Here is a 23,518-nt window from a genome sequence, read left to right as displayed (position 1 = left end):
GAGGGCGGCGTTGTAGCCGGGCCCCGGCGGGACGACGCCCATGTTCGCGGGCGCGGCCTCGGTGATGATCGCGGCGATCGTCGGGCCGTGCTCCGCGAAGGCGGCCTCGACGGCGGCCACGTCGTTGTACGGCAGCACGATCGTCTCGGCGGCGATCGCCGCGGGCACGCCGGCCGAGCCGGGCAGCGCGAACGTCGCGAGGCCCGAGCCCGCGGCGGCCAGCAGGCCGTCCGAGTGCCCGTGGTAGAGCCCGGCGAACTTCACGACCGTGTCCCGGCCGGTGACGCCGCGGGCCAGCCGGATCGCGGTCATCGTCGCCTCGGTGCCGGTGGACACCAGGCGCAGCCGCTCGACCGCGGGCACCCGGGCGCGGACCGCCTCGGCGAGCTCGACCTCGGCCAGCGTGGGCGCGCCGAAGCTCAGGCCCCGGCCGGCGGCCTCGCGGACGGCCTCGACGACCTCCGGGTGCGCGTGCCCGAGGAGCGCCGGACCCCAGGACCCGACCAGGTCCACGTACTCGCGGCCCTCGACGTCCGTGACGTACGCGCCCCGGGCGGAGGCCAGGAACCGCGGCGCCCCGCCGACGGACCCGAACGCCCGCACCGGCGAGTTCACCCCGCCGGGGACGACGCCCCGCGCCCGGTCGAACAGCCCCTCGTTCGTGCTCGTCACGTCCGTCACCGCCACTCCTCCCGCAGCCAGTGGGCCAGCTCGACGGCCCAGTACGTCAGCACCTGGTCGGCGCCCGCGCGGCGGATGCCGAGCACGGACTCCGTGATCGCCCGCCGGCGGTCCAGCCAGCCCTGCGCGGCGGCCGCCTCGACCATCGCGTACTCGCCCGAGACCTGGTACGCCGCGACCGGCACGGTGCTCACGGCGGCGACGTCGGCCAGCACGTCCAGGAACGCGCCCGCGGGCTTCACCATGACGAGGTCCGCGCCCTCCTCGATGTCGAGGGCGACCTCGCGCAGCGCCTCCCGTCGGTTGGCGGGGTCCATCTGGTAGGTCCGGCGGTCGCCCTCCAGCGTCGACTCCACCGCGTCCCGGAACGGCCCGTAGAGCACGCTGGCGAACTTGGCGGCGTACGCGAGCACCGCGACGTCGTCCCGCCCCGCGGCGTCCAGCACGTCCCGGATGACGCCGACCTGGCCGTCCATCATGCCGCTGGGCGCGACCATGTGGGCGCCCGCCTCGGCCTGGACCAGGGCCATCTCCGCGTACCGCTCGAGCGTCGCGTCGTTGTCCACCCGGCCGTCCGCCGTGAGCACGCCGCAGTGGCCGTGGTCGGTGAACTCGTCGAGGCAGAGGTCCGCCTGGATCACCAGCGCGTCGCCGACCTCGGCCCGCACGTCCGCGATGGCGCGGTTGAGCACGCCGTCCGGGTCGGTCGCGCCGGAGCCGACCGCGTCGCGGGACAGGGGGACGCCGAACAGGTTGACCGCGGACACGCCGGCCGCGGCGGCCTCGGCGGCGGCCCGGCGCAGCGAGTCGCGCGTGTGCTGCACGACCCCGGGCATCGACGCGATGGGCGCCGGCTCCTCGAGGCCCTCCTTGACGAACAGCGGCAGCACCAGGTCGGCCGGGTGCAGCCGGACCTCGCTGACCGAGCGGCGCAGGGCGGCGGAGCCGCGCATCCGGCGGGGGCGGACCCGCCCCGGCCGCGCAGCGGCGACGGCCGCGGCGGGCGACAGGGGCAGGGTGGGGGTGTCGGGTGCGGGTGCGGTCATGCGTGCTCTCCGTCCGGGTGGGCCGCCCGGGGTGCGGCGGCGGGGGTGTCGCCCGGCGCGGCGGGATCGGCCGCGGCCGGGCTGTCGTCGGTGGGGGCGGGGGCGCCCGCGTCCTGGGCGTCGTCCCCGGGGTGGTGGTCGTGGTCGGCGGCGCGCTCCGCGGCGGCCCGCGCGAGGGCGGCCACCAGGCCGCCCGGGGTCTGGTCCTCGGCGACCGCGTGCACGGGCAGCCCGGCGCGCCGCGCCTCCGCGGCGGTCGAGTCCCCGATGCAGCACACGAGCGTGCCCGCGGGCGGGGCGCCGAGCATCGCCAGGAGGTTCCGCGCGGTGCTGCCGGAGGTGAGCAGCACGGCGTCCACCCGCCCGGCGGCGTAGGCGTCGCGCACCTCCGGCTCGGGGGCGGGCCCGGGCACGGTGCGGTACGTGACGACCACGTCGACCGGCCAGCCGCGCGCGGCCAGCCCCTCGGCCATCGTCGGCGCGGCGAGGTCGCCCAGCGGCAGCAGCACCCGGGCGGGCTCCGCGCCCGCGGCCGGCCAGGCGGCCAGCAGCGCGACGGCGGACGACCGCCCGGTCGGCACCAGGTCGACCCGCACCCCCGCCTCGCGCAGCGCCCGGGCCGTGCTGCCGCCGACGGCGGCCACCCGGACCCCGTCGAGGAGGCCGGCCAGCGTGTGCCCGGTCTCCTCCGCGCGGTCCTCGAGCACCGGCACCGCGGCGGCGCTGGTGACCGCGACCCAGCCGTAGTAGCCGACCTCGAGCGCGAGCAGCGCGTCGTCGAGCTCGGTGGGGTCGAACGGCGGGACGGTCTGGATCAGCGGCACGACCAGCGGCTCGGCGCCCGCGGCGTGCAGGGCGATGACGAGCGGGTCGGGCCCGTCGGTCGCGCGGGGGACGAGGACGGTGCGGCCGGCGAGCGGTCCGGCGGGGAGGGCGTCCACCGCCGGCGCGGTCGCGGGGGTGCCGTCCGGGGCCGGGCCGGTCACGCCCCGAGCTCCGCGAGCTCGGCGGCGCCCGCGCCGAGCAGGTCCTCGGCGAGCCGGGTGCCGAGCGCGGCGGCGGCGAGCGCGACGCGCCCGGCGGCGGTGGCGGGGTCGGCGTCCGCGGGGCCCGCGGCGCCGCCGGCCAGCGTCGTCGACGCGGTGCGGCGCAGCGCCTCGGTGCCGTCGGTCCGCAGCACGACCGCCTCCAGGTGCAGCACGTCGTCCGCGCCGAGCCGCGCGTGCGCGCCGACGGGCGCGGCGCAGCCCGCCTCGAGCCGGCTGAGCAGCGCGCGCTCGGCCAGCACGGCCAGGTGGGTCGGGCGGTGGTCCAGCGCGGCGAGCGCGCGGGCGAGCGGGGTGCCCGCGGCGGCGTCCTCGGCGCGCACCTCGACCGCCAGCGCGCCCTGGGCGGGCGCGGGGGTCATCACGTCGAACGGCAGCGCGTCGGTGACGGCGTCCAGCCGGCCGAGGCGGGCCAGCCCCGCGCGGGCGAGCACCACGGCGTCCAGGTCGTCCTCGATCCGGCGGAGCCGGGTGTCGACGTTGCCGCGGATGTCGACCACCCGCAGGTCGGGCCGCGCCGCCCGCAGCTGCGCGGCGCGGCGCGGCGAGCCGGTGCCGACCGCGGCGCCCTCCGGCAGCGTCGCCAGGGTGCGCCCGTCGCGGGCGCACAGGGCGTCCCGCGGGTCCTCGCGCAGCGGCACGGCGGCGACCACCAGGCCCGGGGCCACGGCGGTCGGCAGGTCCTTGAACGAGTGCACCGCGACGTCGCAGCGGCCGTCGAGCAGCGCGTCCCGCAGGGCGGTGACGAACACGCCGGTGCCGCCCAGCGTGGCCAGCGAGCCGGTGAGCCGGTCGCCGTCCGTGCGGACCCGCACCAGCTCGTGCGGGCCGGCGCCGAGGGCGGTCAGCGCGTCGGCCACGTGCCCCGTCTGGGTGAGGGCGAGCGCGCTCGCACGGGTGCCGACCCGGACCGTCTGGGGCATGCCCCCAGTCTCGGCCACCCCGCGCGGATCTGTCGAAACCGCGGGTCGTGGGCTGCGGTGCACGGGGTCAGGCCTCCGGGGGTGGGGTGCGGGCGGGGTCGGGGGCGCCGGCGGGGGCGCCGGGTGGCGCGGCCGCGGCCAGCGCCGACGCGGTCGCCCGGGCGTCGGGGACGACGGAGGCGAGCCCGTTGCCGGACACCCACGCGCCGACGACGGCGAGCCCGGGCACGGCGGCGACGGCGTCGCGGACCCGGCGCACGGTCTCCCGGTGCGCGGCGCTGGGCACGGGCAGCCCCTGCCGCCAGCGCACCCGGGCGGAGGCGCGGACCTGCTCGCGGCGCAGGGGCACGCCGAGGACCGCGGCGGCGTCCCGCACCGCGAGGTCCGTCAGCGCGTCGAGGTCGCGCGGCACGCCGTCCCCGGCGCCCGCGTCGTCGCCGGCCCGCCCGTAGGAGAGCCGCACGACGTGCCGGCCCGGCCCGGCCGCCTCGGCCAGCCACGCCCACTTGGCCGTGGCGTGCGTCAGCGCCTTGGCCCGCACGCCGGCCACGCCGCGGGCGACCAGCACCCCGGTGCCGCGCGGGGCGGCGTCGAGCTCGGGGGCGTCGAGCACCAGCGTCGCGAGCACGATGTCCGCGCCGGGGTCGGTCGCGAGCCCGGCCAGCCCGGGGGCGACCCCGGCCAGCAGGTCGACGGCGCCCGGGGTGGCGACCACGAGGCGCGGGGTGGTCAGGGTCGCGGCACCCGGCCCGTCGGAACCGGCCGGCCCGGCCGGCCCGTCGACCGTCACGGCGAACCCGTCGCCGGCGCGCGCCACGGCGCGGACGGACGCGCCGGTCCGCACCGACCCGCCGCGCGCGACGACGTCGGCGACCAGGGCCTCGACGAGCACGTGCAGCCCGCCCCGGAACCCCGCGACCGCCGAGCCCGCCGGGGCCAGCGCGCGCTGGGCGGCGACGCCGCGGGCGAGCGAGCCCTCGCGGCGCACGGCGGCGACCAGGCCCGGGGCCACCGCGTCCGCGGCGACGTCGTCCGGCTCGGCCGCGTGCACGCCGGCGACGACCGGCCGGACCAGCCGGTCGAGCACCCGGCGGCCGGCCCGGGCGCGCACCAGGGCGCCGAGGGTCGTGCCGTCGGCGGTGCCGACGCGCGCGGGCAGCAGGCGGTCGAGGGCGGCGCGCAGCGATCCCGCGAGCCCGATCGTGCGCCGGACGTCCGGGGCCCAGGGGTCGGCCGGGATGCCCAGCAGGCCGGTGCGGGGGAGCGGGCCGGCGCCGCCGGGCAGCCGCACCCAGGCGCCGTGCTTCTCGGGCGTGACGACGCGGTCGGCGAGGCCCAGCTCCTCGGCCAGCGCCGCGACCACGCCGCCGCGGGTCGCGAACGACTCGGCGCCGGCGTCGAGGGCCAGGCCGTCGACCTCGTGCCGGCCGACGACGCCGCCGGGCGACCGCCAGGCCTCCAGCACCAGCGGGCGCAGCCCGGCCAGGGCCAGCTCGCGGGCGGCCACGAGCCCCGCGACGCCGCCGCCCACGACGACGGCGTCCCACGCCCCGCCCGGGGGAGCGGCCTCGGGGTCGCGCGTCGTGCCGGCTGCCCGGTCCTGGTCGTCCGTGATCGCGTCCTTCCTCATCCGCCCAGCCTGCCGCGCCCGGGGGTCCCGGGGGGCCGGCTCGGACCCCTACCTCAGAGCTCGTGCACCAGCGCCACGACGCGGGTGAGCACGTCGGGGTCGGTCTCCGGCGGCACGCCGTGGCCGAGGTTCACCACGTGGCCCGGGGCGGAGGCGCCCCGCGCCACCACGTCGCGCACGTGCGCCTCCAGCACCGGCCACGGCGCGGCGAGCAGCGCCGGGTCGACGTTGCCCTGCACCGGGACCCGGCCGTCGAGCCGGCGGACCGCCTCGTCCAGCCCGATCCGGTGGTCGACGCCCACCACGTCCGCCCCGACGTCGCGCATCGCGGCGAGCAGCTCGCCGGTCCCCGTGCCGAAGTGCACCCGGGGCACCCCGAGGTCGGCCACGTGGGCCAGGGCGCGGGTCGAGGCGGGCGCGACGCGCGCCGTGTAGTCGGCGAGGGACAGCGAGCCGGCCCAGGAGTCGAACAGCTGCGCCGCGCTGGTCCCCGCCAGCACCTGCGCCCGCAGGAACGCGCCGGTGACGTCGGCGGCCCACTCCGTCAGCGCCGCCCAGGTCGCCGGGTCCGCGTGCATGAGCGTCCGCGCGGCCAGGTGGTCGCGGGACGGCCGGCCCTCGACCAGGTAGGCGGCGAGCGTGAACGGCGCGCCCGCGAACCCGATCAGCGGGGTCGAGCCGAGCGCGGCGGTGGTGAGGCGGACCGCCTCGACCACCGGCGCGAGGACCTCCGCGGTCAGCGACTCCGCGGGGTGCTCGGCGCGCAGCCGGGCCACGTCGTCCGCGGTGCGCACGGCCGCGCCCATGACCGGGCCGACGCCGGGCTGGATGTCGACGTCCACGCCCGCCAGCCGCAGCGGGATGACGATGTCCGAGAAGAAGATCGCCGCGTCGACGCCGTGCCGGCGCACCGGCTGCAGCGTGATCTCGGACGCGAGGTCCGGGGTCAGGCAGGCGTCGAGCATCGCGGTGCCCCTGCGGGCCTCCCGGTACTCCGGCAGCGACCGGCCGGCCTGGCGCATGAACCACACCGGGCGGCGGACCGGCGTGCGGCCGCGGTACGCGTCCACCAGCGGCGCGTGCGCCGTGCGGCCGTCCACCAGCGGGTGGTCGGCGGGCAGGCCGGTGCCGTCCGGGAGCGACGGGAGGGCGGGGGCGGGGGTCGCCGGGGCGCTCGCGGGCGCGTCGGGGCGTGACGGAGTCGACATCGAGACGATTGTGCCCCGTCTTCCCTGGAGTGATTAAATTCTTGGCGTGGTGATGCTGTCGTTGGTGGCCAGCCATCACGACCTCGACCTGTCCGTGCTGGAGCGGTTGTCCGCCGACACCCACGCCGTCGGGCGGGAGATCGTGACGGCCTCGGAGTCGATCGCGGGGGCGGTCGTCCTGGCGACCTGCAACCGCTTCGAGCTGTACCTCGACGTCGCCGACGCCGCGGACGCCGACGCCGCCCGCACCGCCGTCGCCGGCACCGTGGCCGCCCGCTCGGGGTACACCCCGCGGCGCGTCGCGGACGCCCTCGCCCCGGCCACCGGCCCGCGCGTGGTCGAGCACCTGTTCGCCGTCGCCTCCGGCCTGGAGTCGATGGTCGTCGGCGAGCGCGAGATCGCGGGCCAGGTGCGCCGCGCGCTGACCGCCGCCCGCCGTGACGGCACCACGACCTCCGACCTCGAGGGCCTGTTCCAGGCCGCGTCCCGGGCGTCGCGCGCCGTCGAGGGCCGCACCGGCCTGGGCGCCGCCGGCCGCTCCGTCGTGGGCGTCGCGCTGGACCTGGTCGAGGACGGCCTGCCGGACTGGTCCGACGTCCGCTGCCTGCTCATCGGCACCGGCTCCTACGCCGGCGCGAGCCTGGCCGCGCTCAAGGCCCGCGGCTGCCAGGACGTGCTCGTGTACTCGGCCAGCGGCCGCGCCGGGCAGTTCGCCGCGCAGCGCGGGGTCACCGCCGCGACCGACGACCTCGCCGCCAGCCTCGCCGGGGTCGACCTGGTGGTGGCGTGCAGCGGCGCCTCCGGCGCGGTGCTCGACGTCGACGCGCTGATCCGCGCGCGGTCCGCCGAGGCCGCCCTCGGCGCCCGCCCGCTCGCCGTGCTCGACCTCGCCCTGCAGCACGACGTGGACCCCGCCGTCGGCGAGCTGCCCGGCGTCCGGCTGGTCAGCCTCACGACGGTCGCCGAGCAGGCGCCCGACGGGCACTCCGCGACGGTCGCCGAGGCGCGCGCGCTCGTCGAGGAGCAGGCCGCGACGTTCGAGCGCGACCTGCGCACCCGGCAGTGGAACCCGCCGGTCCTGGCCGAGCGCCGGCGCGTGCACGAGGACCTGGCCGCGGCGGTCGAGGGGCTCGACGAGCGCGAGGCGCGCTCGCTGCGCCGCCGGGTGCGCGCGGCGCTGCACGCCCCGACGGTCCGGGCCCGCGAGGCGGCGGCCGCCGGCGACGCCGCGGCCTACGCCGCGGCCCTGGCGGACCTCGCGGCGGTCGAGGTCCCCCGCCCGGCCCTCGCCCCGCGCTGAGCGGCCGCGTGCGCCGGACCGGGACGCCCCGGCCCGGGACGCCCGGCTCGACGCCGAGATAGGGCCGTTCCGCCGAGATAGGTCCGTGTCGGGTCCTATCTCGGCGCGGAGGTCCTATCTCGGCGTCGACTGCCCGGGTCAGTCCTCGAGGTAGCGGAGCAGGTCGGACGCCACGCCCGTGTACGTGCCTGGCGTCAGCTCCTGGAGGCGGGTCGCGACGTCGGCCGGGAGGCCGAGGCCCGCGATGAAACCGCGCATGTCGTCCGCCGTGAGCCGGCGGCCGCGGGTCAGCTCCTTGAGCCGCTCGTACGGGTTCTCCATGCCGGTGACGCCCGCGACGGCCGCGGCCCGCATCGCCGACTGCACCGGCTCGCCCAGGACCTCCCAGTTCTGGTCGAGCTCGCGCGCCAGCAGGTCCCGGTCCACCGACAGCGCCGCGAGGCCGCGCCGCACGTTGTCGACCGCGAGCAGCGAGTGCCCGAACGCCGGGCCGATGTTCCGCTGGGTGGTCGAGTCGGTGAGGTCGCGCTGCAGGCGGCTGGTGACGAGCGTGGCGCCGAGCGTGTCGAGCAGGGCGCAGGACAGCTCGAGGTTCGCCTCGGCGTTCTCGAACCGGATCGGGTTGACCTTGTGCGGCATCGTCGACGAGCCGGTCGCGCCCGCCACCGGGATCTGGGTGAACACGCCCCGCGAGATGTAGGTCCACACGTCGGTCGCCAGGTTGTGCAGCACCCGGTTGAACCGCGCGACGTCGGCGTAGAGCTCGGCCTGCCAGTCGTGCGACTCGATCTGCGTGGTCAGCGGGTTCCAGGTCAGGCCGAGGTGCTCGACGAACGTCCGGCTGACCTCCGGCCAGTCGGCCCCCGGCACGGCCACGACGTGCGCGCCGTAGGTGCCGGTGGCCCCGTTGAGCTTGCCCAGGTACTCGGCGCCCTCGACGCGGCGCAGCTGGCGGCGCAGCCGGTGCGCGAGGACCGCGAGCTCCTTGCCGAGCGTCGTCGGCGTCGCGGGCTGGCCGTGCGTCAGCGCGAGCATCGGCACGTCGGCCAGGTCCCGGGCCATCGCCGCGAGGTCGTCGACCAGGCCGGCCGCCGCGGGCAGCCACACGTCGCGCACCGCCCCGCGGACCATGAGCGAGTACGACAGGTTGTTGATGTCCTCGCTGGTGCAGCAGAAGTGCACGAGCTCGGACACCGACGGCAGCGCCGTCCCATCGCCGAGCACCGACGGCGCCTCGGCGATCTTCTCCTTGAGGAAGTACTCGACGGCCTTCACGTCGTGCACGGTGGTGCGCTCGAGCTCGGCCAGCCGCGCGACGTCGCCGGCGCCGAAGTCCGTCACCACGGCCCGCAGGTAGGCCTGCTCGGCGTCGGACAGCACCGGGGCGCCCGGGACCACCCCGTGCGTCGTCAGGTGGATCAGCCACTCGACCTCGACGTGCACCCGCTCGCGGTTCAGCGCGGCCTCGGACAGGTGGTCGACCAGCGGCGCGACGGTCCGGCGGTACCGGCCGTCGAGCGGGCCGAGGGCGATCGGCGGCTCGACGTCGGCGAGCGACGTGCGGGCGGCGGGCGCGGCGGACGGGCTGCTCTCGTGCGCGGGCATGGGCCGCATCCTCCCACGACGCGCATCCGGGTGATCCGCGGGGGGCGCGCGGCGGACGGTCGTCGCCCGTCGCGGCTGGTCAGGCGGCCGCGGGTGGCCCGACCGGGGCGCGCGGGCGGGTGACGCCGGGCGTCCGGGCGCCGGACCGCGCTCGCCCGAACCCTCACGCGGGCGCCGCGCCTGCCGATGCGGAGGCCACTCAGGGGAGCCGTGCGGAGCAGACGCAGGGGCGCGCGGGCACAGCAGCGAGGGGTACGGACATGGCGGGTCTGAGGGGGCGGCGGGACCGGGCCGGCGCGCCGGCGCAGGACGCCGGGGTCGAGCGGGAGCTCCGGGCGCTGGACGAGGTCGTCCGAGCGCTCGGCGCGCAGACCGGCCGCGGCGCGTCGGGCGAGCTGGCGGACATCGTCGAGACGATCCGGGGCGCGCTGGGCTTCGACTACGCGTCGGCCTGGCGGGTGGACCCGGGCGAGGGCGCGCTGGTGTTCGTCGCGCAGACCGGGCACCTGTCGCGCGAGCTGACCGAGATGAGCCCCGGCTACCGCATGCCCAAGGGCGTCGGGCTGTGCGGTCTCGCGTGGCAGCGGGACGGGGTGCTGCCGGTCGCCGACCTGCACGAGCACGCGACCAACTGCAGCCGCGGCGAGGCGTTCCTCCGGGCCGGGGCGCGCGGCGCGATGACCATGCCGCTGTGGCACCACGGCGAGGTCGTCGCCGTGCTGGACTTCCTGTCCACGGACCGGCGCGCCGAGGGTCCCGCGCAGGTCCTGGTGCTCGACGTTCTCGCCCGCACGGTCTCGCAGGCCCTCGAGTCCCGGCGCGCCGCCGACGCGATCGCCCAGGTGGCACGCGACCAGCAGGCCGTCACCACGTCGGTGGCGAAGGTCGGCGCGTGCACCGACGAGGAGCAGGCGCTGCGCGTCGCGCTCGACACCGTGCGGGAGGAGTTCGGCTGGGACTACGGCTCCTACTGGGCCGTCGACCCGGCCGCGCGGGTGCTGCGGTTCCAGGTCGAGTCCGGGACGGCGGGGGAGGAGTTCCGCCGGGTCACGCTCGCCGCGAGCTTCGCGGAGGGCGTCGGGCTGGCCGGGCGCGCCTGGCGCGCGCGGGACCTGGTGTTCGTCCGCGACCTCGGCGAGCTCACCGACTGCGTGCGTGCGCCCGCCGCGCAGCGCGCCGGCGTCCGGTCCGGCGTCTGCATCCCCGTCATCGTGGGCGACGAGGTGCTGGGCACCATGGACTTCTTCACCACCGAGACGATCGAGCTCACCGACAGCCGACGGGGCTCGCTGCGCAACGTCGCGCGCCTCGTGTCCCAGCGGGTCGACATCCTCCGGGCGGCCCAGCGGGACCGTGGCGCGTCCGAGGCGCTGCTCGGCAGCGTCGCGCGGCTGTCGGAGAGCGCGTCCGAGGCCGTGCGGGTCGCGGAGGAGGCGGTCGCGCAGACCGCCGCCATGGCCGAGGAGGTCCGCACGCTCGAGGCGTCGTCCTCCGCCGTGGGCGACGTCATCCGGGTCATCTCCTCGATCGCCGACCAGACGAACCTGCTCGCGCTCAACGCCACGATCGAGGCCGCCCGGGCCGGGCAGGCGGGCCGCGGGTTCGCCGTCGTCGCCACCGAGGTCAAGGACCTCGCGGGCGGCACCTCCACGGCGACGTCCCGGGTGGAGCAGCAGGTCGCGGACATCCAGGCGAATACCGCCGCCGTGTCCCGCGGCATCGAGTCGGTCAGCACCACGATCCGGCGCATGGACGAGGTCCAGGCCCGGATCGGCGAGGTGCTCGACGAGCAGCGCGAGATGGCGCGGTCCTTCCGCGCCTCCTGACGCCGCGGTCCGCGGACGCCCCCGGGGCGTGCCGCGGGCCGGCGACGGGCCCGCACCCGTCGCCGGCCGCGGTGGCCGGTTCCACTCCTCTCCTTCGGTTCCGGGGTCGGCGTCAGCGAGAGCCGCCCCGAGCTGCGGGGTCTGCGGACCACGAGGTCCGTCGGCCGGCGGAGGACCCGCATCCGCCGCCGGCCGACGGGTTCAGCGGCGGGCGGTCAGGTGAGCACCACCCGCGGGATGCGGCGGAGCAGCAGGCCGAGGCCCACCAGGCCCAGCGCGGCGAGGACGGTCAGGGCGGCGGGACCGCCCGTCGGGGCCAGGGCCGCGGGGAGGGTCACCGCCGACGGCGCCGAGCGGTCCAGGGCGGCGGCCAGGTCGGCCGCGGCGAGGACGCCCGAGGTGAAGGTGACGTCGGCGACGGTGGTGGTGCCGTCGTCGGCGCCGGGCGTGCTGCCCGGGCCGGTCGTGCCCGGGTCCGTGGTGCCCGGGCCGGTCGTACCGGGGTCGGTGGTGCCGGGGTCGGTGCCGGTCCCGTCCGTGCCGGTGCCGGGGTCGACGACCGCGGCCTCGCCCACGACGCCGAGCGCGAGGTCGCCGATCGTGATCGGCACCGAGACCGGCAGGGCGATGCCGAGGGTGGAGAGCAGGCCCGCGGAGTCGCCGCCGCCGATCGTGGCGGTGGGGGCGTCGGTGCCGGTGGTGCCGGTGCCGGTCGACGTGGTGGTGGCGTCGCCGATCAGGCCGAGCGCGAGGTCGCCGATCGTGATCGGGATGCTGATCGGTGCCGCGACCCCGGTGCCCGCGAGCGGGCCGTCGGAGTCGCCGCCGCCGGCCGTGGCGGTCGGGGCGTCGGTCGCGGTGCCGGCGGTGCGGGTGCCGGTCGACGTGGTGGACGCGTCGCCCAGGAGGCCGAGCGCCACGTCGCCGATCGTGACCGGGACGCTGATCGGTGCTGCGACGCCGGTGCCCGCGAGCGGGCCGTCGGAGTCGCCTCCGCCCACCGTGGCGGTGGGCGCTCCGGACTCGCCGGTCGTCGGCGTCGTGCCGGTGCCGGTGCCAGTGGTGGCGTCGCCGAGGACGCCGAGGGCGAGCCCGTCGATGTCGACCGGGATGCTCACCGGGGCGGCGATGCCGGTGCCGGTGGCGATGCCGTCGGTGTCGCCGCTCTCGACCGTGGCGGTCGGGGCGGTGGTGCCGGTCGTCGGCGTCGTGCCGGTGCCGGTGGTGGTGGCGTCGCCGAGGACGCCGAGGGCGACTCCGTCGATGTCGACCGGGATGCTCACCGGGGCGGCCACGGCGGTGCCGGAGGCCACCCCCTCGGAGCTCCCCCCGCCGACGGCGGCGGTCGGCGCGGTCGCCTCCGGCCCGGCGGGCGCGGTGGTCGTCGACGCGTCGCCGAGGACGCCGGCGGCGAGGCCGGTCACGTCCACGGAGACGTCGACGGGCGCCTCGATCCCGAGGCCGGACAGCAGGCCGTCGTCGTCGGTGGCGTAGGCCGACACGGCCCCGGCGACGACGAGGCCGCCGGTCAGCAGAGCGGTGTGGACCGCTCGCCTCATGTTCCTGTGCATGATGGTCTTCCCCTGCTACTGAGTCGGTGCGCCGGCGTGCGGCGCGAGGGCCCGTGGGGCGCGGCGGCACGGGTGCCGCGGGCGCCGGGGCCCGACTCAGGCGGGGAAGACGGGGACGTCGCGGAGACGGAGCGGGAGCTCGACGCGGTCACGGGCGACGGCGAGGAGCCGCGACCCGCCCAGGACCAGCGCGAGAGTCGTGAGGACCGCCAGGACGTCCTGGCCGGCGGGAGTACGCAGCGGGCTGCCGGCGGCGCCGGTGCCGGACGGGGCCGGCGCGCTCGGGGCGGGCGGGACCGGCTGGTCGCCGCCGCCGACGGGAGCGGACGCCGACCGGGCGGCGTCGTCGGTGCCGGCCGCGGCCGCGACCACCGGGTCCGCGGCGCGTGCGGCGGTGGCGACCGGGGCGCCGCCGGTGCCGGACGGGGCGTCCACGCCGAGGCCGGCGCCGGACCAGCGCAGCAGCGCGGCGAGCCCGGCCGGGTCGGCCGTCGTGTCGACGGCGGCGGAGCCGGGCCCGGCGGGGCCGGTCGGCGGGGTCACGGTCGGCGGCACGAGGGTCGTGGTCACCGGGCGGAGCACCCCGACCACGGGCGCGAGGGCGTCGCCGAGGGGGGTCCCGCCCAGGCCGCCGAGCGCGGGGTCGAGCACCCCGGTCACGAGGGGGGTGACGACGGGCGCCAGGACCGGGGCCACGGGGGCGAGCGCCGGGGCCAGGGGGGACAGCACCGGCGCCAGCACGCCGTCCGCGACCGGGGCGACGACGACCGTCGTCACCGGCGCGAGGACCGGTCCCAGGGGCGCGGTCGCCTGGGCCACCGGGGCCACCACGCCCTCGGCCAGGCCGTCGACCAGCGGGGACGCGGCGTCGACGACCGGCGCGACGAGGCCGTCGCCGAGGGCGGACGTCACGCCGCCGAGCAGGCCGGGGGCCTCGGCCGCGGGCGTCGTCGCGGCGGGCGTCGAGGCGACGACCTCCGCGGCGTGCTCCGGGGCGGCCGGGTGCGGGTGCGCCGGAGCGGCCGGGTGCGGAAGCGCCGCGGCGGGCGCCGGCGCGGTGTCCGGCGCGGCGGGCTGTGCGGGCGGCGGGGTCGCCGCGGCCGGCGGCAGCACGGCCTGCACCACGGGGGCCACGACCTGCTCCGTCACGGGCTGCACGACCGCCCCGACCAGGTCCCCGACGCCGCCGAGCAGCGAGGAGACGGGTCCGGAGGAGGGCGGCGGGGCCTCGTCGGCGGAGGCGGCGGGGGCGACCGCGACCAGGGCGGCACCGGCGAGCGTCAGCCCGCCCGCCGCGTACAGGCCGCGACGGGCCCATCGCGACGCGAGCGAGCGCGCACGCTGTGCGGCACCCGGTCGCGTTGTCATGGCGACTCCCCCTGAGTCTCCGTGGCGGTGCCACCGTCTCTGGCGGCTCCTGACCCCGTCGACGGTAGGAGGGCCCGGCGGGGCAGGCAACAGATGGGAGCGGGTGATATCGCCCGTCCGGGTGACGGTGCCGCCGTGACCTGCGGCGACGTCCGGCGCGGAGGGGCGGTCGGGTCAGTCCCGGCTGCGCGGGATCGCGACGCTCAGCGCGAACGACACGACCGAGACGATCAGCGCGCCGATGAACGCGTCGCCGAAGTCGTCGATCCGCAGGCCCCAGTCGGTCTGCTCCGTGATCCACGCGGTGAGCATGAGCATGAGCGCGTTGACCACCAGCGTGAACAGCCCCAGCGTGAGGATGTACAGCGGGATCGAGATGATGGTGACGATCGGCTTCACGATCGCGTTCACGATGCCGAACACGAGCGCGACCGCGAGGATCACGCCGACCCGCCCCCACGTCGTGTCGGCGCCGACGATCGAGATGCCCGGCAGCAGCACCTCGGCCAGCCACAGGGCGACGCCGCTGATCAGGACCCGCAGCACGAAGCTCATGCGCCGATCCTGCCATCGAGCCGCGCCCCGCGGCAGCCCCACCCCCACGCACCCGCCGCCCGCTCGCCGCGCGCGCCGCCGCCCAGCCCGTGACCCCCGCGCCCGGCGGGCGTCCCGCGGTGGCATCCTGGCGGCGTGAAGCACGTCCCCCTGCGCCCCGCCCTCGCGAGCCTTCCCCCGTACGTCCCGGGCGCCCGGGTCCCGGTCGGCGCGGCCGCGTTCAAGCTGTCGTCCAACGAGAACCCGTACCCGCCCCTGCCGTCGGTGGTGGCGGCGATCGCGGACGGCGCGGTGGACGTGAACCGGTACCCGGACATGTACGCGACCGACCTGGTCGAGGCGGTCGCCGGGCACCTGGGCGTGCAGGCCGACCAGGTGGTGGCGGGCTGCGGCTCCGTCGCGGTGCTCGGCCACATCCTGTCGGCGTTCTGCGACGCGGGCGACGAGGTGGTCCACCCCTGGCGGTCGTTCGAGGCGTACCCGATCGCCGTGACGCTCGCGGGCGCCACCGGCGTCCCGGTGCCGGTCGACGCGGACGGCCGGCTGGACCTGCCGGCGCTCGCGGCCGCGGTGACCGAGCGCACCCGGGTGGTCCTCGTGTGCACGCCCAACAACCCGACCGGGCCGGCCGTGCACGCCGACGAGCTCGACGCGTTCCTGGCCGCGGTGCCGCGCGACGTGCTGGTGGTGCTCGACGAGGCGTACGTCGAGTTCGTGCGGGACCCGCAGGCGCCGGACGGCCTCGCGGTGCTGGCCGCGCACCCGAACGTCGTGCTGCTGCGCACGTTCTCGAAGGCCTACGGCCTCGCCGGGCTGCGGGTCGGCTACGCGGTCGCCGACGCCCGGCTGGCGGCCGGCATCCGCGCGGCCTCGACCCCGTTCGGCGTGTCGCACCTGGCCCAGCTCGCGGGCGTCGCGTCGCTGCGGGCGCGGGACGAGCTGCTGGAGCGGGTCGACGGCATCGTGCGCGAGCGCACCCGGCTGCTCGCGGGCCTGCGGGAGCACGGCTGGGAGGTCCCGGACAGCCAGGCCAACTTCGTGTGGCTGGCGCTCGGCGACGGCACCGCGCGGTTCGCGGAGGCCGCCACGGCCGCCGGCGTGCTGGTGCGGCCGTTCGCCGGCGACGGCGTCCGGATCAGCGTCGGCGAGCCCGAGGCGACCGACGTGGTGCTGCGCGTCGCGCGAGACCTCCGTCACTGACGCGCCGCCCCCGGGCGGGCGTGCCCGCAGGTCACCCGACGGCCCGGCCGGGCCGGACCGCCGTGCGGCGGGCGGGGCCTCGCCTATGCTGCGACGAGCGCAGAGAGGTGGAGGGGTGACCGAGAGCACGACGTCGGGCGTGGTGATGCCGCCCGCGTGGCCCGGCCGCGCCGGTCGCCCCGCCGACCCCCTGGACGGCGGACCCATCGCGCTGCTCCTGGTCGAGGACGACGACGGGGACGCGCTGCTGGTCGAGGAGCACCTCAGCGACGCGGGCCTGGACGTCCGCCTGGTGCGCGCCCGGACGCTGGACGAGGCGACCGCGCACCTGGACGTCGACTGCATCCTGCTCGACCTGGGCCTGCCCGACTCGGTCGGCCTCGGCGCGCTGCAGACCCTCCTGTCGGCCGGCGCCCCGGCCGTGGTCGTGCTGACCGGCCGCACCGACACCGAGACCGGCCTGCAGGCGGTCGCCGCCGGCGCGCAGGACTACCTGGTCAAGGGCGAGGTCGACGGCGAGCTGCTCGGCCGCTCCGTGCGCTACGCCGTGCAGCGCCGCCGGCTGCAGGCCGTGGACCGCGAGCTCTACCGCAGCATGGTGCGCGCGGAGGAGACGGTCCGGCTGGAGAGCGCCCTGCTGCCGCGGCCGTCCGTCCAGGACGACCGCCTGGAGGTGCGGGTCGGCTACCGCGCCGGCCGCGACGGGGTGCTCGGCGGCGACTTCTACGACGTGTTCGAGCGGCCGGACGGCACCGTCCTGGCGATCGTCGGCGACGTGTGCGGGCACGGCCCGGACGAGGCGGCGCTCGGCGCGGTGCTGCGCACGGCCTGGCGCACGCTCGTGCTCGCCGGCACCGCGACCCCCGACCTGCTGCCCCTGCTCGAGCGGGTGCTGGAGTCGGAGCGGGCCCGCGAGGAGGTCTTCACCACGATGTCGATGGTCGAGATCGCGCCCGACCGCGCCTCCGTCGACCTGTACCTGGCGGGCCACCCGGTGCCCTTCCTGCTCGGCGACCCCGCCGCGGGCCGTCCGTCGGAGCTGCTGCCGCGCGAGCTGCGCGGCCGCGCGCTCGGCATCCCGGTGGACGGCGCCTGGCGGCCCCGGCGGCTGGACCTGGGCGACCGGTGGCGGCTGATGATGTACACGGACGGCGTGCTGGAGGCGACGATCAGCGGGACCCACGAGCGGATCGGCAAGACCGGCCTGCTGGAGCTGGTGGACGGGGTGCTGGCCGACGCGCCGGGCGACCCGGTGGACGAGGTGCTGCGCGAGGTGCGGCGGCGGCACGGCGGCGAGCTCGTCGACGACACGGCCGTCGTCGTGGTCGGCTGGGGCGGGGCGACCGCGTGACGGCACCCGTACCGGCCGCCGGCCCCGCCGCGCGGCCCCGCACGACGCTGCGCCGCCGCCTCGCCACCGCCCTCGTCGCGGCGGGGGTCGTCCTGGCGCTGGTCTTCGTCGGCTCGGGCATCGCGCTGTGGCGGATGCTCGACGCCCAGGACCTGGTGACCGAGCGGTACTTCGCCGCCATCACGAACGCCGAGACGGCGTACACCCAGCTGGTCGACGGCGAGACCGCGGTCCGCGGCTACGCGCTCACCGGCTTCGACGTCACGCTCGAGCCGTACGAGAACGCCCAGGACGCGACCGAGGCGTTCGCCGCGGTCGCCGCGGGCGGCGCCGCGGAGCCGGTCCGGGAGGCCGCCGCGGCGGCGGTCGAGGCCGCCGAGCGCTGGGACACCGACTTCGCGCAGCCGACGATCGCCGCCGTCGCCGAGGGCGGCCCCGCCGCGGTCACCGCCGAGGAGATCGAGGGCGGCCGCGCGCTGTTCGACGAGACCCGCACCGCCGTCCAGGACTACCTGGAGGTGCTGCGCGAGCGCCGCGACGAGGCCGCGTCGTCGCTGGCCATGTGGACCCGGGTCGTCATCGGCTCGCTCGTCGCGCTGGTGGTCGCCGGCGCGGTGGCCGGCGCCGTCCTGTGGCGGACGCTGCGCTCCTGGATCGCCGAGCCGCTCGGCGCCCTGGCCGCCGACGCGCGGGCGGTGAGCGAGGGCGACCTGCACCACCCGGTGCGGACGACGGGCCCGGGCGAGATCGCCGACCTGGCCGACACGGTCGAGCGGATGCGGCTCGGCCTGGTCGCCCAGGTGCAGGCCGTCGAGGCCCAGCGCGCCGAGATCGCGGAGGCGCACGACCGGCTCGCGGAGCAGGCGGAGGAGCTGCGCCGGTCGAACCGCGACCTGGAGCAGTTCGCCTACGTCGCCTCGCACGACCTGCAGGAGCCGCTGCGCAAGGTCGCCTCGTTCACGCAGCTGCTGCAGAAGCGGTACGGCGGGCAGATGGACGAGCGCGCCGACCAGTACATCGCGTTCGCGGTCGACGGCGCGAAGCGGATGCAGCAGCTCATCCAGGACCTGCTCGGCTTCTCCCGGGTCGGCCGGCTGGGCGGCGAGCTGGCGGACGTGCCGCTCGACGCGGCGCTCGCGGACGCCGTGGGCAACCTGGAGAACCTGGTCGAGGACACGGGGGCCGTCGTCACGTCCGACGAGCTGCCGGTCGTGCGCGGCGAGCGGCCCCTGCTGGTCCAGCTGCTGCAGAACCTCGTCGGCAACGCGATCAAGTTCCGCGACCCCGAGCGGCCGCCGGTGGTCCGGATCAGCGCCCGGCGGGTGGGAGACTCGTGGGAGCTCGAGTGCCGGGACAACGGGATCGGCATCGACCCGCAGTACGCGGAGCGCGTGTTCGTGATCTTCCAGCGGCTGCACCCCAAGGACCTGTACGAGGGCACCGGCATCGGCCTCGCCCTGTGCAAGAAGATCGTGGAGTACCACGGCGGACGGATCTGGCTCGGCGAGCCGGACGGCCCGGGCACCAGCGTGCGCTGGACGCTCCCGGCCGTCGACGAGCCGGCGGACGACCGCCAGGACCAGGACGGCCGGACGGCCGAGGGATCGGAGTGAGCGTGGCACGCAACGGCAAGGTGATCGACGTCCTGCTCGTCGAGGACGACCCGGGCGACGTCCTGATGACGCGGGAGGCGTTCGAGGACAACAAGGTCGCCAACCGGCTGGCGGTCGTCTCCGACGGCGTCAGCGCCCTGGCGTTCCTGCGCAAGGAGGGCGAGCACGCCGACGCCCCGACGCCGGACCTCGTGCTGCTCGACCTCAACCTGCCCCGCATGGACGGGCGCGAGGTGCTCGAGGCGATGAAGGGCGACGACGCGCTGCGCAGCATCCCGGTCGTCGTGCTCACCACCTCGGAGGCCGAGGAGGACGTGGTGCGGTCGTACTCGCTGCACGCCAACGCGTACGTGACTAAGCCCGTCGACTTCGAGCGGTTCATCGAGGTCGTCCGGCAGATCGACGAGTTCTTCGTCGAGGTCGTGCGGCTGCCGCAGCGCTGACCTCGCCCGACGCCGCACCGGCCCGTCGCCCCCGCCCGGGGTGGCGGGCCGTCGTCGTGCGCGGCGGCGGCGACGGGTCCACGGTGGGGTTGTCGGGACCCCACAACGGGGGAGGGCCCGTCTTGACGGCGCCCGGGGCCCTGGACCTACGGTGGCGTAGCCTACGCTGGCGTAGGTTAGCCAGGGCCCCGAGGAAGTCCGGGGCCTCCCCCCAGCCGAAGGAGAACGCGTGAGCACCAGCGGTCCGCTCACCGACGACGGCCTGGTCCAGCTGCTCACGCCCGCGGGCGAGCGCGTCGACCACCCCGACTACAGCGCCCGGGTCGCCCACCTCGACGCGGACGCCCTGCGCGGCCTGTACCGCGACATGGTGCTCGTGCGGCGCTTCGACACCGAGGCGACCGCGCTGCAGCGGCAGGGCGAGCTCGGCCTGTGGGCCCAGTGCCTCGGCCAGGAGGCCGCGCAGGTCGGCTCCGGCCGCGCGCTGGCCCCGCAGGACTACGTCTTCCCCTCGTACCGGGAGCACGGCGTCGCGCACACCCGCGGCCTGGACCTCACGCAGCTGCTCCAGCTGTTCCGCGGCGTCGACCACGGCGGCTGGGACCCCGACGAGTTCAACTTCCACCTGTACACGCTGGTGATCGGGTCGCACACCCTGCACGCGACCGGCTACGCGATGGGCGTGCAGCGCGACGGAGCGGTCGGCACCGGCGACCCCGAGCGGGACACCGCGGTCGTCACCTACTTCGGCGACGGCGCGACCGCCCAGGGCGACGTCAACGAGGCGCTGGTGTTCGCGGCCGTGAACAACGCGCCGGTGGTGCTGTTCCTGCAGAACAACCAGTGGGCGATCTCCGAGCCCACGACGCGCCAGGCCCGCGTCCCGCTGGCCGCGCGCGGCCCCGGCTTCGGCGTGCCGAGCGTCCGGGTCGACGGCAACGACGTGCTGGCCACCTACGCCGTCACCGCGGAGGCGCTGGAGCGCGCCCGGTCCGGCGGCGGCCCCACCCTGGTCGAGGCGTTCACCTACCGGATGGGCGCCCACACCACCTCCGACGACCCGTCCCGGTACCGGTCGGCGGCGGAGGAGGACTACTGGCGGCAGCGCGACCCGATCGACCGGCTGGAGAAGCACCTCGCCGCGACCGGCGAGCTGTCCGAGGAGTTTCGGGCCGGCCTCGCCGCCGAGGCCGACGCGCTCGGCGAGCGGGTCCGGACCTTCGTCCGGTCCCTGGGCCGCCCGGCCACCAGCACGATGTTCGACCACGTGTACGCGACGCCCCACTCCGTGGTGGACGCGGAGCGCGCGTGGTTCGAGCGGTACGAGGCCTCGTTCGCGGGAGGGGAGCACCGGTGAGCACGCAGCGGATGACGTTCGCCAAGGCGATCAACGCGGGCCTGCGGGCCGCGCTGGAGCGCGACCAGAAGGTCATGCTCATGGGCGAGGACATCGGCGCGCTCGGCGGCGTGTTCCGGGTGACCGACGGGCTGGCGAAGGACTTCGGCACCGACCGGGTCGTCGACACCCCGCTCGCCGAGTCCGGCATCGTCGGCACCGCGATCGGCCTCGCGCTGCGCGGCTACCGCCCGGTGTGCGAGATCCAGTTCGACGGGTTCATCTTCCCGGCGTTCGACCAGATCACGACCCAGCTGTCGAAGATGCACTACCGGTCGCGCGGCCGGCTGAACCTCCCGGTCGTCATCCGGGTGCCGTTCGGCGGCGGGATCGGCGCGGTCGAGCACCACAGCGAGTCGCCCGAGGTGCTGTTCGCGCACACCGCCGGCCTGCGCGTGGTCAGCCCGTCCGACCCGCAGGACGCGTACACGATGATCCAGCAGGCGGTCGCCTCGCCGGACCCCGTCATGTTCTTCGAGCCCAAGGGCCGGTACTGGGAGAAGGGCGACGTCGACACCGACGCCGACGCCCTGGCCGCGCCCTCCGTCCTGGACGGCGCGCGCGTGCTGCGCCCGGGCACCGACGTCACGCTCGTCGCGCACGGCCCGACCGTCGCCACGGCCCTGCGGGTCGCCGACGCCGCGGCCGCCGAGGGGCGCAGCGTGGAGGTCGTCGACCTGCGCACCCTCTCGCCGCTGGACATCACCACCGTCGCGGAGTCCGTGCGCCGCACCGGCCGGTGCGTCGTCGTGCACGAGGCCCCGGTGCTGTACGGCACCGGCGCCGAGGTCGCCGCGCGGGTCACCGAGGAGTGCTTCTACCACCTCGAGGCGCCCGTGCTCCGGGTCGGCGGGTTCCACACGCCGTACCCCGTGGCCAAGCTGGAGCACGAGTACCTGCCCGGGCTCGACCGCGTCCTGGACGCCGTCGACCGCGTGCTCGCCTCCTGACCCCGCGGGCGCCCGCGCCCCCCGCCGACCCCGCCGCCCGCACCACCCCGAGGAGCACCGCCCGTGCCGTCCTTCCAGCAGTTCCGCCTCCCCGACGCCGGCGAGGGCCTGACCGAGGCCGAGATCGCCGCCTGGCACGTCGCCGTCGGCGACACCGTCGCGATCAACCAGACGATCGTCGAGATCGAGACGGCGAAGTCGCTCGTCGACCTGCCGAGCCCGTTCGCGGGCGTGGTGTCGCGGCTGCTGGTCGAGGAGGGCACGACCGTCGAGGTCGGCACCCCGATCATCGAGATCGACACCGACCCGACCGGGGACGCGCCCGCGGACCTCGCGCCCGGCGCCGGGCCCGAGGTGCCGGTGCACGGGCCGACCTCGGACGCCGACCCGGTGCAGGCGGGCGCCCCGGTGGCGGGGCACGCGTCGGCCGCGGCGGAGCCGGGTGCCGAGCCCGAGGCCGAGGAGCCCGGCGGGGCCGTCCTGGTCGGCTACGGCACGGCGGCCGCGCCGACCGCGCGCCGGGCCCGGTTCACCTCCGCCGAGGGCGACGTCGACGCCGGCGCGGCCGGGCCGGACGCCACCGACGCGGGCGCCGCCGCGGTGCGGCCCGCGACGGCCGGGCCGGGCGCCTCGCGCGCCGCCGCGCCCGCGCCGTCCGCGCCCGCCGCCATGCCCACCGTGCGCCCGGGCGCCGTGCCGACCGGGGAGCCCGCCGCCGTCTCCGGCCGCCGCGCGCTGGCCAAGCCGCCGGTGCGCAAGCTCGCCCGCGACCTCGGCGTGGACCTCGACTCCGTCGTGCCGACCGGCCCGGGCGGGATCGTCACCCGCGAGGACGTGCTCGCGCACCAGGCCGCCGCCGAGGCGCGCGTGCTCGCCACCTACCCCGCCGACGACCAGCCCTGGCTCGCGTCCGGCACCGTGTCGCCCGACGGCCGGCAGACCCGCGTGCCGGTGAAGTCGGTCCGCAAGCGCACCGCCGAGGCGATGGTGACCTCGGCGTTCACCGCGCCGCACGTCACGGTGTTCCAGACCGTCGACGTCACCCGCACCATGAAGCTCGTCCAGCGGCTGCGCCAGGACAAGGAGTTCGCGGACGTCCGCGTCACGCCGCTGCTCATCGCCGCGAAGGCGCTGCTGCTCGCCGTGCGCCGGCACCCCGACGTGAACGCGTCCTGGGACGAGGCCGCGCAGGAGATCGTCTACAAGCACTACGTGAACCTGGGCATCGCCGCGGCGACCCCGCGCGGGCTCGTCGTGCCGAACATCAAGGACGCGCACCGGCTCGGCCTGCACGACCTCGCCGAGGGCCTGGCCGCGCTGACCTCCACGGCGCGCGCGGGCAAGGTCACGCCCCGCGACATGTCCGACGGCACGATCACGATCACGAACGTGGGCGTGTTCGGCATCGACACGGGGACCCCGATCCTCAACCCGGGGGAGGCGGCGATCCTCGCGTTCGGCGCGATCCGGGAGCAGCCCTGGGTGCACAAGGGCAAGATCAAGGTCCGGCACGTCACGCAGCTCGCGCTGAGCGTCGACCACCGCCTGGTGGACGGCGCGCTCGGCTCGATGGTGCTGGCGGACGTGGCGGCGGTGCTCGAGGACCCGGCGCAGGCGCTGGTCTGGGGCTGAGCGCAGCGGGTTGGCCCCACCCGGCGCGGCGGGTCAGCCGTCCAGGCGCGCGGCCACGTCCGCCGGGAAGCCGCCCGTGGCGACCGGGCCCCAGCGGGTCGGCGTGACCCGGATCAGGCTCTTGCCCTGCACCCGCATCGCGGCGCGGTACTCGTCCCAGTCCGGGTGCTCGCC

General features: G+C 77.4%; 19 protein-coding genes and 1 pseudogene. 9 read left to right on the top strand and 11 right to left on the bottom strand.

The features are described 5' to 3' along the window. From VER05_RS04195 to hemE, 6 genes are all read right to left on the bottom strand, one after another. The coding region (locus VER05_RS04195; RefSeq protein WP_414647548.1) for an aminotransferase class III-fold pyridoxal phosphate-dependent enzyme at positions 1–681 on the bottom strand (681 nt) is incomplete at its 3' end. Continuing rightward, complete coding sequence (gene hemB, locus VER05_RS04190; RefSeq protein ID WP_414647550.1) at positions 678–1,634, bottom strand: porphobilinogen synthase; 957 nt, start codon at positions 1,632–1,634, stop codon at positions 678–680. The genes VER05_RS04195 and hemB, both read right to left, overlap by 4 nt. Before the next feature lie 89 nt (positions 1,635–1,723). Further along, positions 1,724–2,713: a uroporphyrinogen-III synthase gene (locus VER05_RS04185; RefSeq protein WP_324844140.1), complete on the bottom strand. Its 990-nt coding sequence runs from the start codon at positions 2,711–2,713 to the stop codon at positions 1,724–1,726. Continuing rightward, the gene (hemC, locus tag VER05_RS04180; RefSeq protein WP_324844139.1) at positions 2,710–3,696 is read right to left on the bottom strand and encodes a hydroxymethylbilane synthase; all 987 of its coding nucleotides are present in this window, start codon (positions 3,694–3,696) and stop codon (positions 2,710–2,712) included. The genes VER05_RS04185 and hemC overlap by 4 nt, the downstream gene beginning before the upstream one ends. Positions 3,697–3,763: 67 nt before the next feature. Further along, a complete protein-coding gene (locus VER05_RS04175; protein WP_324844138.1) occupies positions 3,764–5,326 on the bottom strand; it encodes a protoporphyrinogen/coproporphyrinogen oxidase in 1,563 nt (520 codons plus the stop codon). A 53-nt stretch (positions 5,327–5,379) separates the two neighbouring features. Further along, on the bottom strand, positions 5,380–6,534 hold the full coding sequence (gene hemE, locus VER05_RS04170; RefSeq protein ID WP_324844137.1) for a uroporphyrinogen decarboxylase: 1,155 nt from the start codon (positions 6,532–6,534) through the stop codon (positions 5,380–5,382). A 52-nt stretch (positions 6,535–6,586) separates the two neighbouring features. Here hemE and VER05_RS04165 point away from each other — a divergent pair, with 52 nt between their 5' ends. Further along, positions 6,587–7,834: a glutamyl-tRNA reductase gene (locus tag VER05_RS04165; protein ID WP_324844144.1), complete on the top strand. Its 1,248-nt coding sequence runs from the start codon at positions 6,587–6,589 to the stop codon at positions 7,832–7,834. A 138-nt stretch (positions 7,835–7,972) separates the two neighbouring features. Here VER05_RS04165 and purB read toward each other — a convergent pair whose 3' ends face one another. Then, the gene (gene purB, locus VER05_RS04160) at positions 7,973–9,439 is read right to left on the bottom strand and encodes an adenylosuccinate lyase (protein ID WP_324844136.1); all 1,467 of its coding nucleotides are present in this window, start codon (positions 9,437–9,439) and stop codon (positions 7,973–7,975) included. Positions 9,440–9,699: 260 nt separating this feature from the next. On the opposite strand from purB, the gene VER05_RS04155 reads away from it, so the two are divergent. Continuing rightward, positions 9,700–11,265 carry a methyl-accepting chemotaxis protein gene (locus VER05_RS04155; RefSeq protein ID WP_324844135.1) on the top strand — a complete coding sequence of 522 codons (1,566 nt, stop codon included), beginning with the start codon at positions 9,700–9,702 and terminating at the stop codon, positions 11,263–11,265. Positions 11,266–11,480: 215 nt separating this feature from the next. Here the strand turns inward: VER05_RS04155 and VER05_RS04150 are convergent, their stop codons facing one another. The 3 genes from VER05_RS04150 to VER05_RS04140 form a co-directional block, all read right to left on the bottom strand. Next, on the bottom strand, positions 11,481–12,824 hold the full coding sequence (locus VER05_RS04150; RefSeq protein ID WP_324844134.1) for a hypothetical protein: 1,344 nt from the start codon (positions 12,822–12,824) through the stop codon (positions 11,481–11,483). A gap of 108 nt (positions 12,825–12,932) precedes the next feature. Continuing rightward, entirely contained in the window at positions 12,933–14,204 is a 1,272-nt protein-coding gene (locus VER05_RS04145; RefSeq protein WP_324844133.1) for a hypothetical protein, read from the bottom strand. 174 nt (positions 14,205–14,378) lie between these two features. Beyond that, the gene (locus tag VER05_RS04140; RefSeq protein ID WP_324844132.1) at positions 14,379–14,759 is read right to left on the bottom strand and encodes a phage holin family protein; all 381 of its coding nucleotides are present in this window, start codon (positions 14,757–14,759) and stop codon (positions 14,379–14,381) included. 135 nt (positions 14,760–14,894) lie between these two features. Here VER05_RS04140 and hisC point away from each other — a divergent pair, with 135 nt between their 5' ends. The 7 genes from hisC (at position 14,895) to VER05_RS04105 (ending at position 23,344) form a co-directional block, all read left to right on the top strand. Next, a complete protein-coding gene (gene hisC, locus VER05_RS04135; protein WP_324844131.1) occupies positions 14,895–15,959 on the top strand; it encodes a histidinol-phosphate transaminase in 1,065 nt (354 codons plus the stop codon). Positions 15,960–16,074: 115 nt separating this feature from the next. After that, on the top strand, positions 16,075–17,310 hold the full coding sequence (locus tag VER05_RS04130) for a PP2C family protein-serine/threonine phosphatase (protein WP_324844130.1): 1,236 nt from the start codon (positions 16,075–16,077) through the stop codon (positions 17,308–17,310). Then, entirely contained in the window at positions 17,307–18,923 is a 1,617-nt protein-coding gene (locus VER05_RS04125; protein ID WP_324844129.1) for a sensor histidine kinase, read from the top strand. Before VER05_RS04130 ends, VER05_RS04125 begins: the two co-directional genes overlap by 4 nt. Before the next feature lie 2 nt (positions 18,924–18,925). Continuing rightward, positions 18,926–19,366 (top strand): response regulator, encoded by a 441-nt coding sequence (locus VER05_RS04120; protein WP_414647549.1) that lies wholly within the window; start codon positions 18,926–18,928, stop codon positions 19,364–19,366. A 229-nt stretch (positions 19,367–19,595) separates the two neighbouring features. Continuing rightward, positions 19,596–20,723, top strand: coding sequence for a pyruvate dehydrogenase (acetyl-transferring) E1 component subunit alpha (gene pdhA, locus VER05_RS04115; protein ID WP_324844127.1), 1,128 nt, complete (start codon positions 19,596–19,598; stop codon positions 20,721–20,723). A gap of 11 nt (positions 20,724–20,734) precedes the next feature. After that, the gene (locus tag VER05_RS04110; protein ID WP_324844143.1) at positions 20,735–21,712 is read left to right on the top strand and encodes an alpha-ketoacid dehydrogenase subunit beta; all 978 of its coding nucleotides are present in this window, start codon (positions 20,735–20,737) and stop codon (positions 21,710–21,712) included. A 63-nt stretch (positions 21,713–21,775) separates the two neighbouring features. After that, positions 21,776–23,344, top strand: a complete 1,569-nt coding sequence (locus VER05_RS04105; RefSeq protein ID WP_324844126.1) for a dihydrolipoamide acetyltransferase family protein — start codon at positions 21,776–21,778, stop codon at positions 23,342–23,344. Between the two features lie 33 nt (positions 23,345–23,377). Here the strand turns inward: VER05_RS04105 and VER05_RS04100 are convergent. Beyond that, positions 23,378–23,518 (bottom strand): annotated as a pseudogene (locus VER05_RS04100) (PPOX class F420-dependent oxidoreductase); the annotation flags it as partial.

Origin of the sequence: Cellulomonas sp. (assembly GCF_035634735.1) — a bacterium.
Classification (GTDB): Bacteria; Actinomycetota; Actinomycetes; order Actinomycetales; family Cellulomonadaceae; genus Cellulomonas.
The sequence above is the reverse complement of the archived record's forward strand: the minus strand, read 5'-3'. Positions and strand labels throughout refer to the sequence as shown.

Bases quoted from the DNA above. Each gene is read 5' to 3' on its own strand.
- hemB (WP_414647550.1), bottom strand. From the start codon at position 1,634: ATGCGCGGCTCCGCCGCCCTGCGCCGCTCGGTCAGCGAGGTCCGGCTG.
- hemC (WP_324844139.1), bottom strand. From the start codon at position 3,696: ATGCCCCAGACGGTCCGGGTCGGCACCCGTGCGAGCGCGCTCGCCCTC.
- VER05_RS04175 (WP_324844138.1), bottom strand. From the start codon at position 5,326: ATGAGGAAGGACGCGATCACGGACGACCAGGACCGGGCAGCCGGCACG.
- hemE (WP_324844137.1), bottom strand. From the start codon at position 6,534: ATGTCGACTCCGTCACGCCCCGACGCGCCCGCGAGCGCCCCGGCGACC.
- VER05_RS04165 (WP_324844144.1), top strand. From the start codon at position 6,587: ATGCTGTCGTTGGTGGCCAGCCATCACGACCTCGACCTGTCCGTGCTG.
- purB (WP_324844136.1), bottom strand. From the start codon at position 9,439: ATGCCCGCGCACGAGAGCAGCCCGTCCGCCGCGCCCGCCGCCCGCACG.
- VER05_RS04155 (WP_324844135.1), top strand. From the start codon at position 9,700: ATGGCGGGTCTGAGGGGGCGGCGGGACCGGGCCGGCGCGCCGGCGCAG.
- VER05_RS04150 (WP_324844134.1), bottom strand. From the start codon at position 12,824: ATGAGGCGAGCGGTCCACACCGCTCTGCTGACCGGCGGCCTCGTCGTC.
- VER05_RS04145 (WP_324844133.1), bottom strand. From the start codon at position 14,204: ATGACAACGCGACCGGGTGCCGCACAGCGTGCGCGCTCGCTCGCGTCG.
- VER05_RS04140 (WP_324844132.1), bottom strand. From the start codon at position 14,759: ATGAGCTTCGTGCTGCGGGTCCTGATCAGCGGCGTCGCCCTGTGGCTG.
- VER05_RS04110 (WP_324844143.1), top strand. From the start codon at position 20,735: ATGACGTTCGCCAAGGCGATCAACGCGGGCCTGCGGGCCGCGCTGGAG.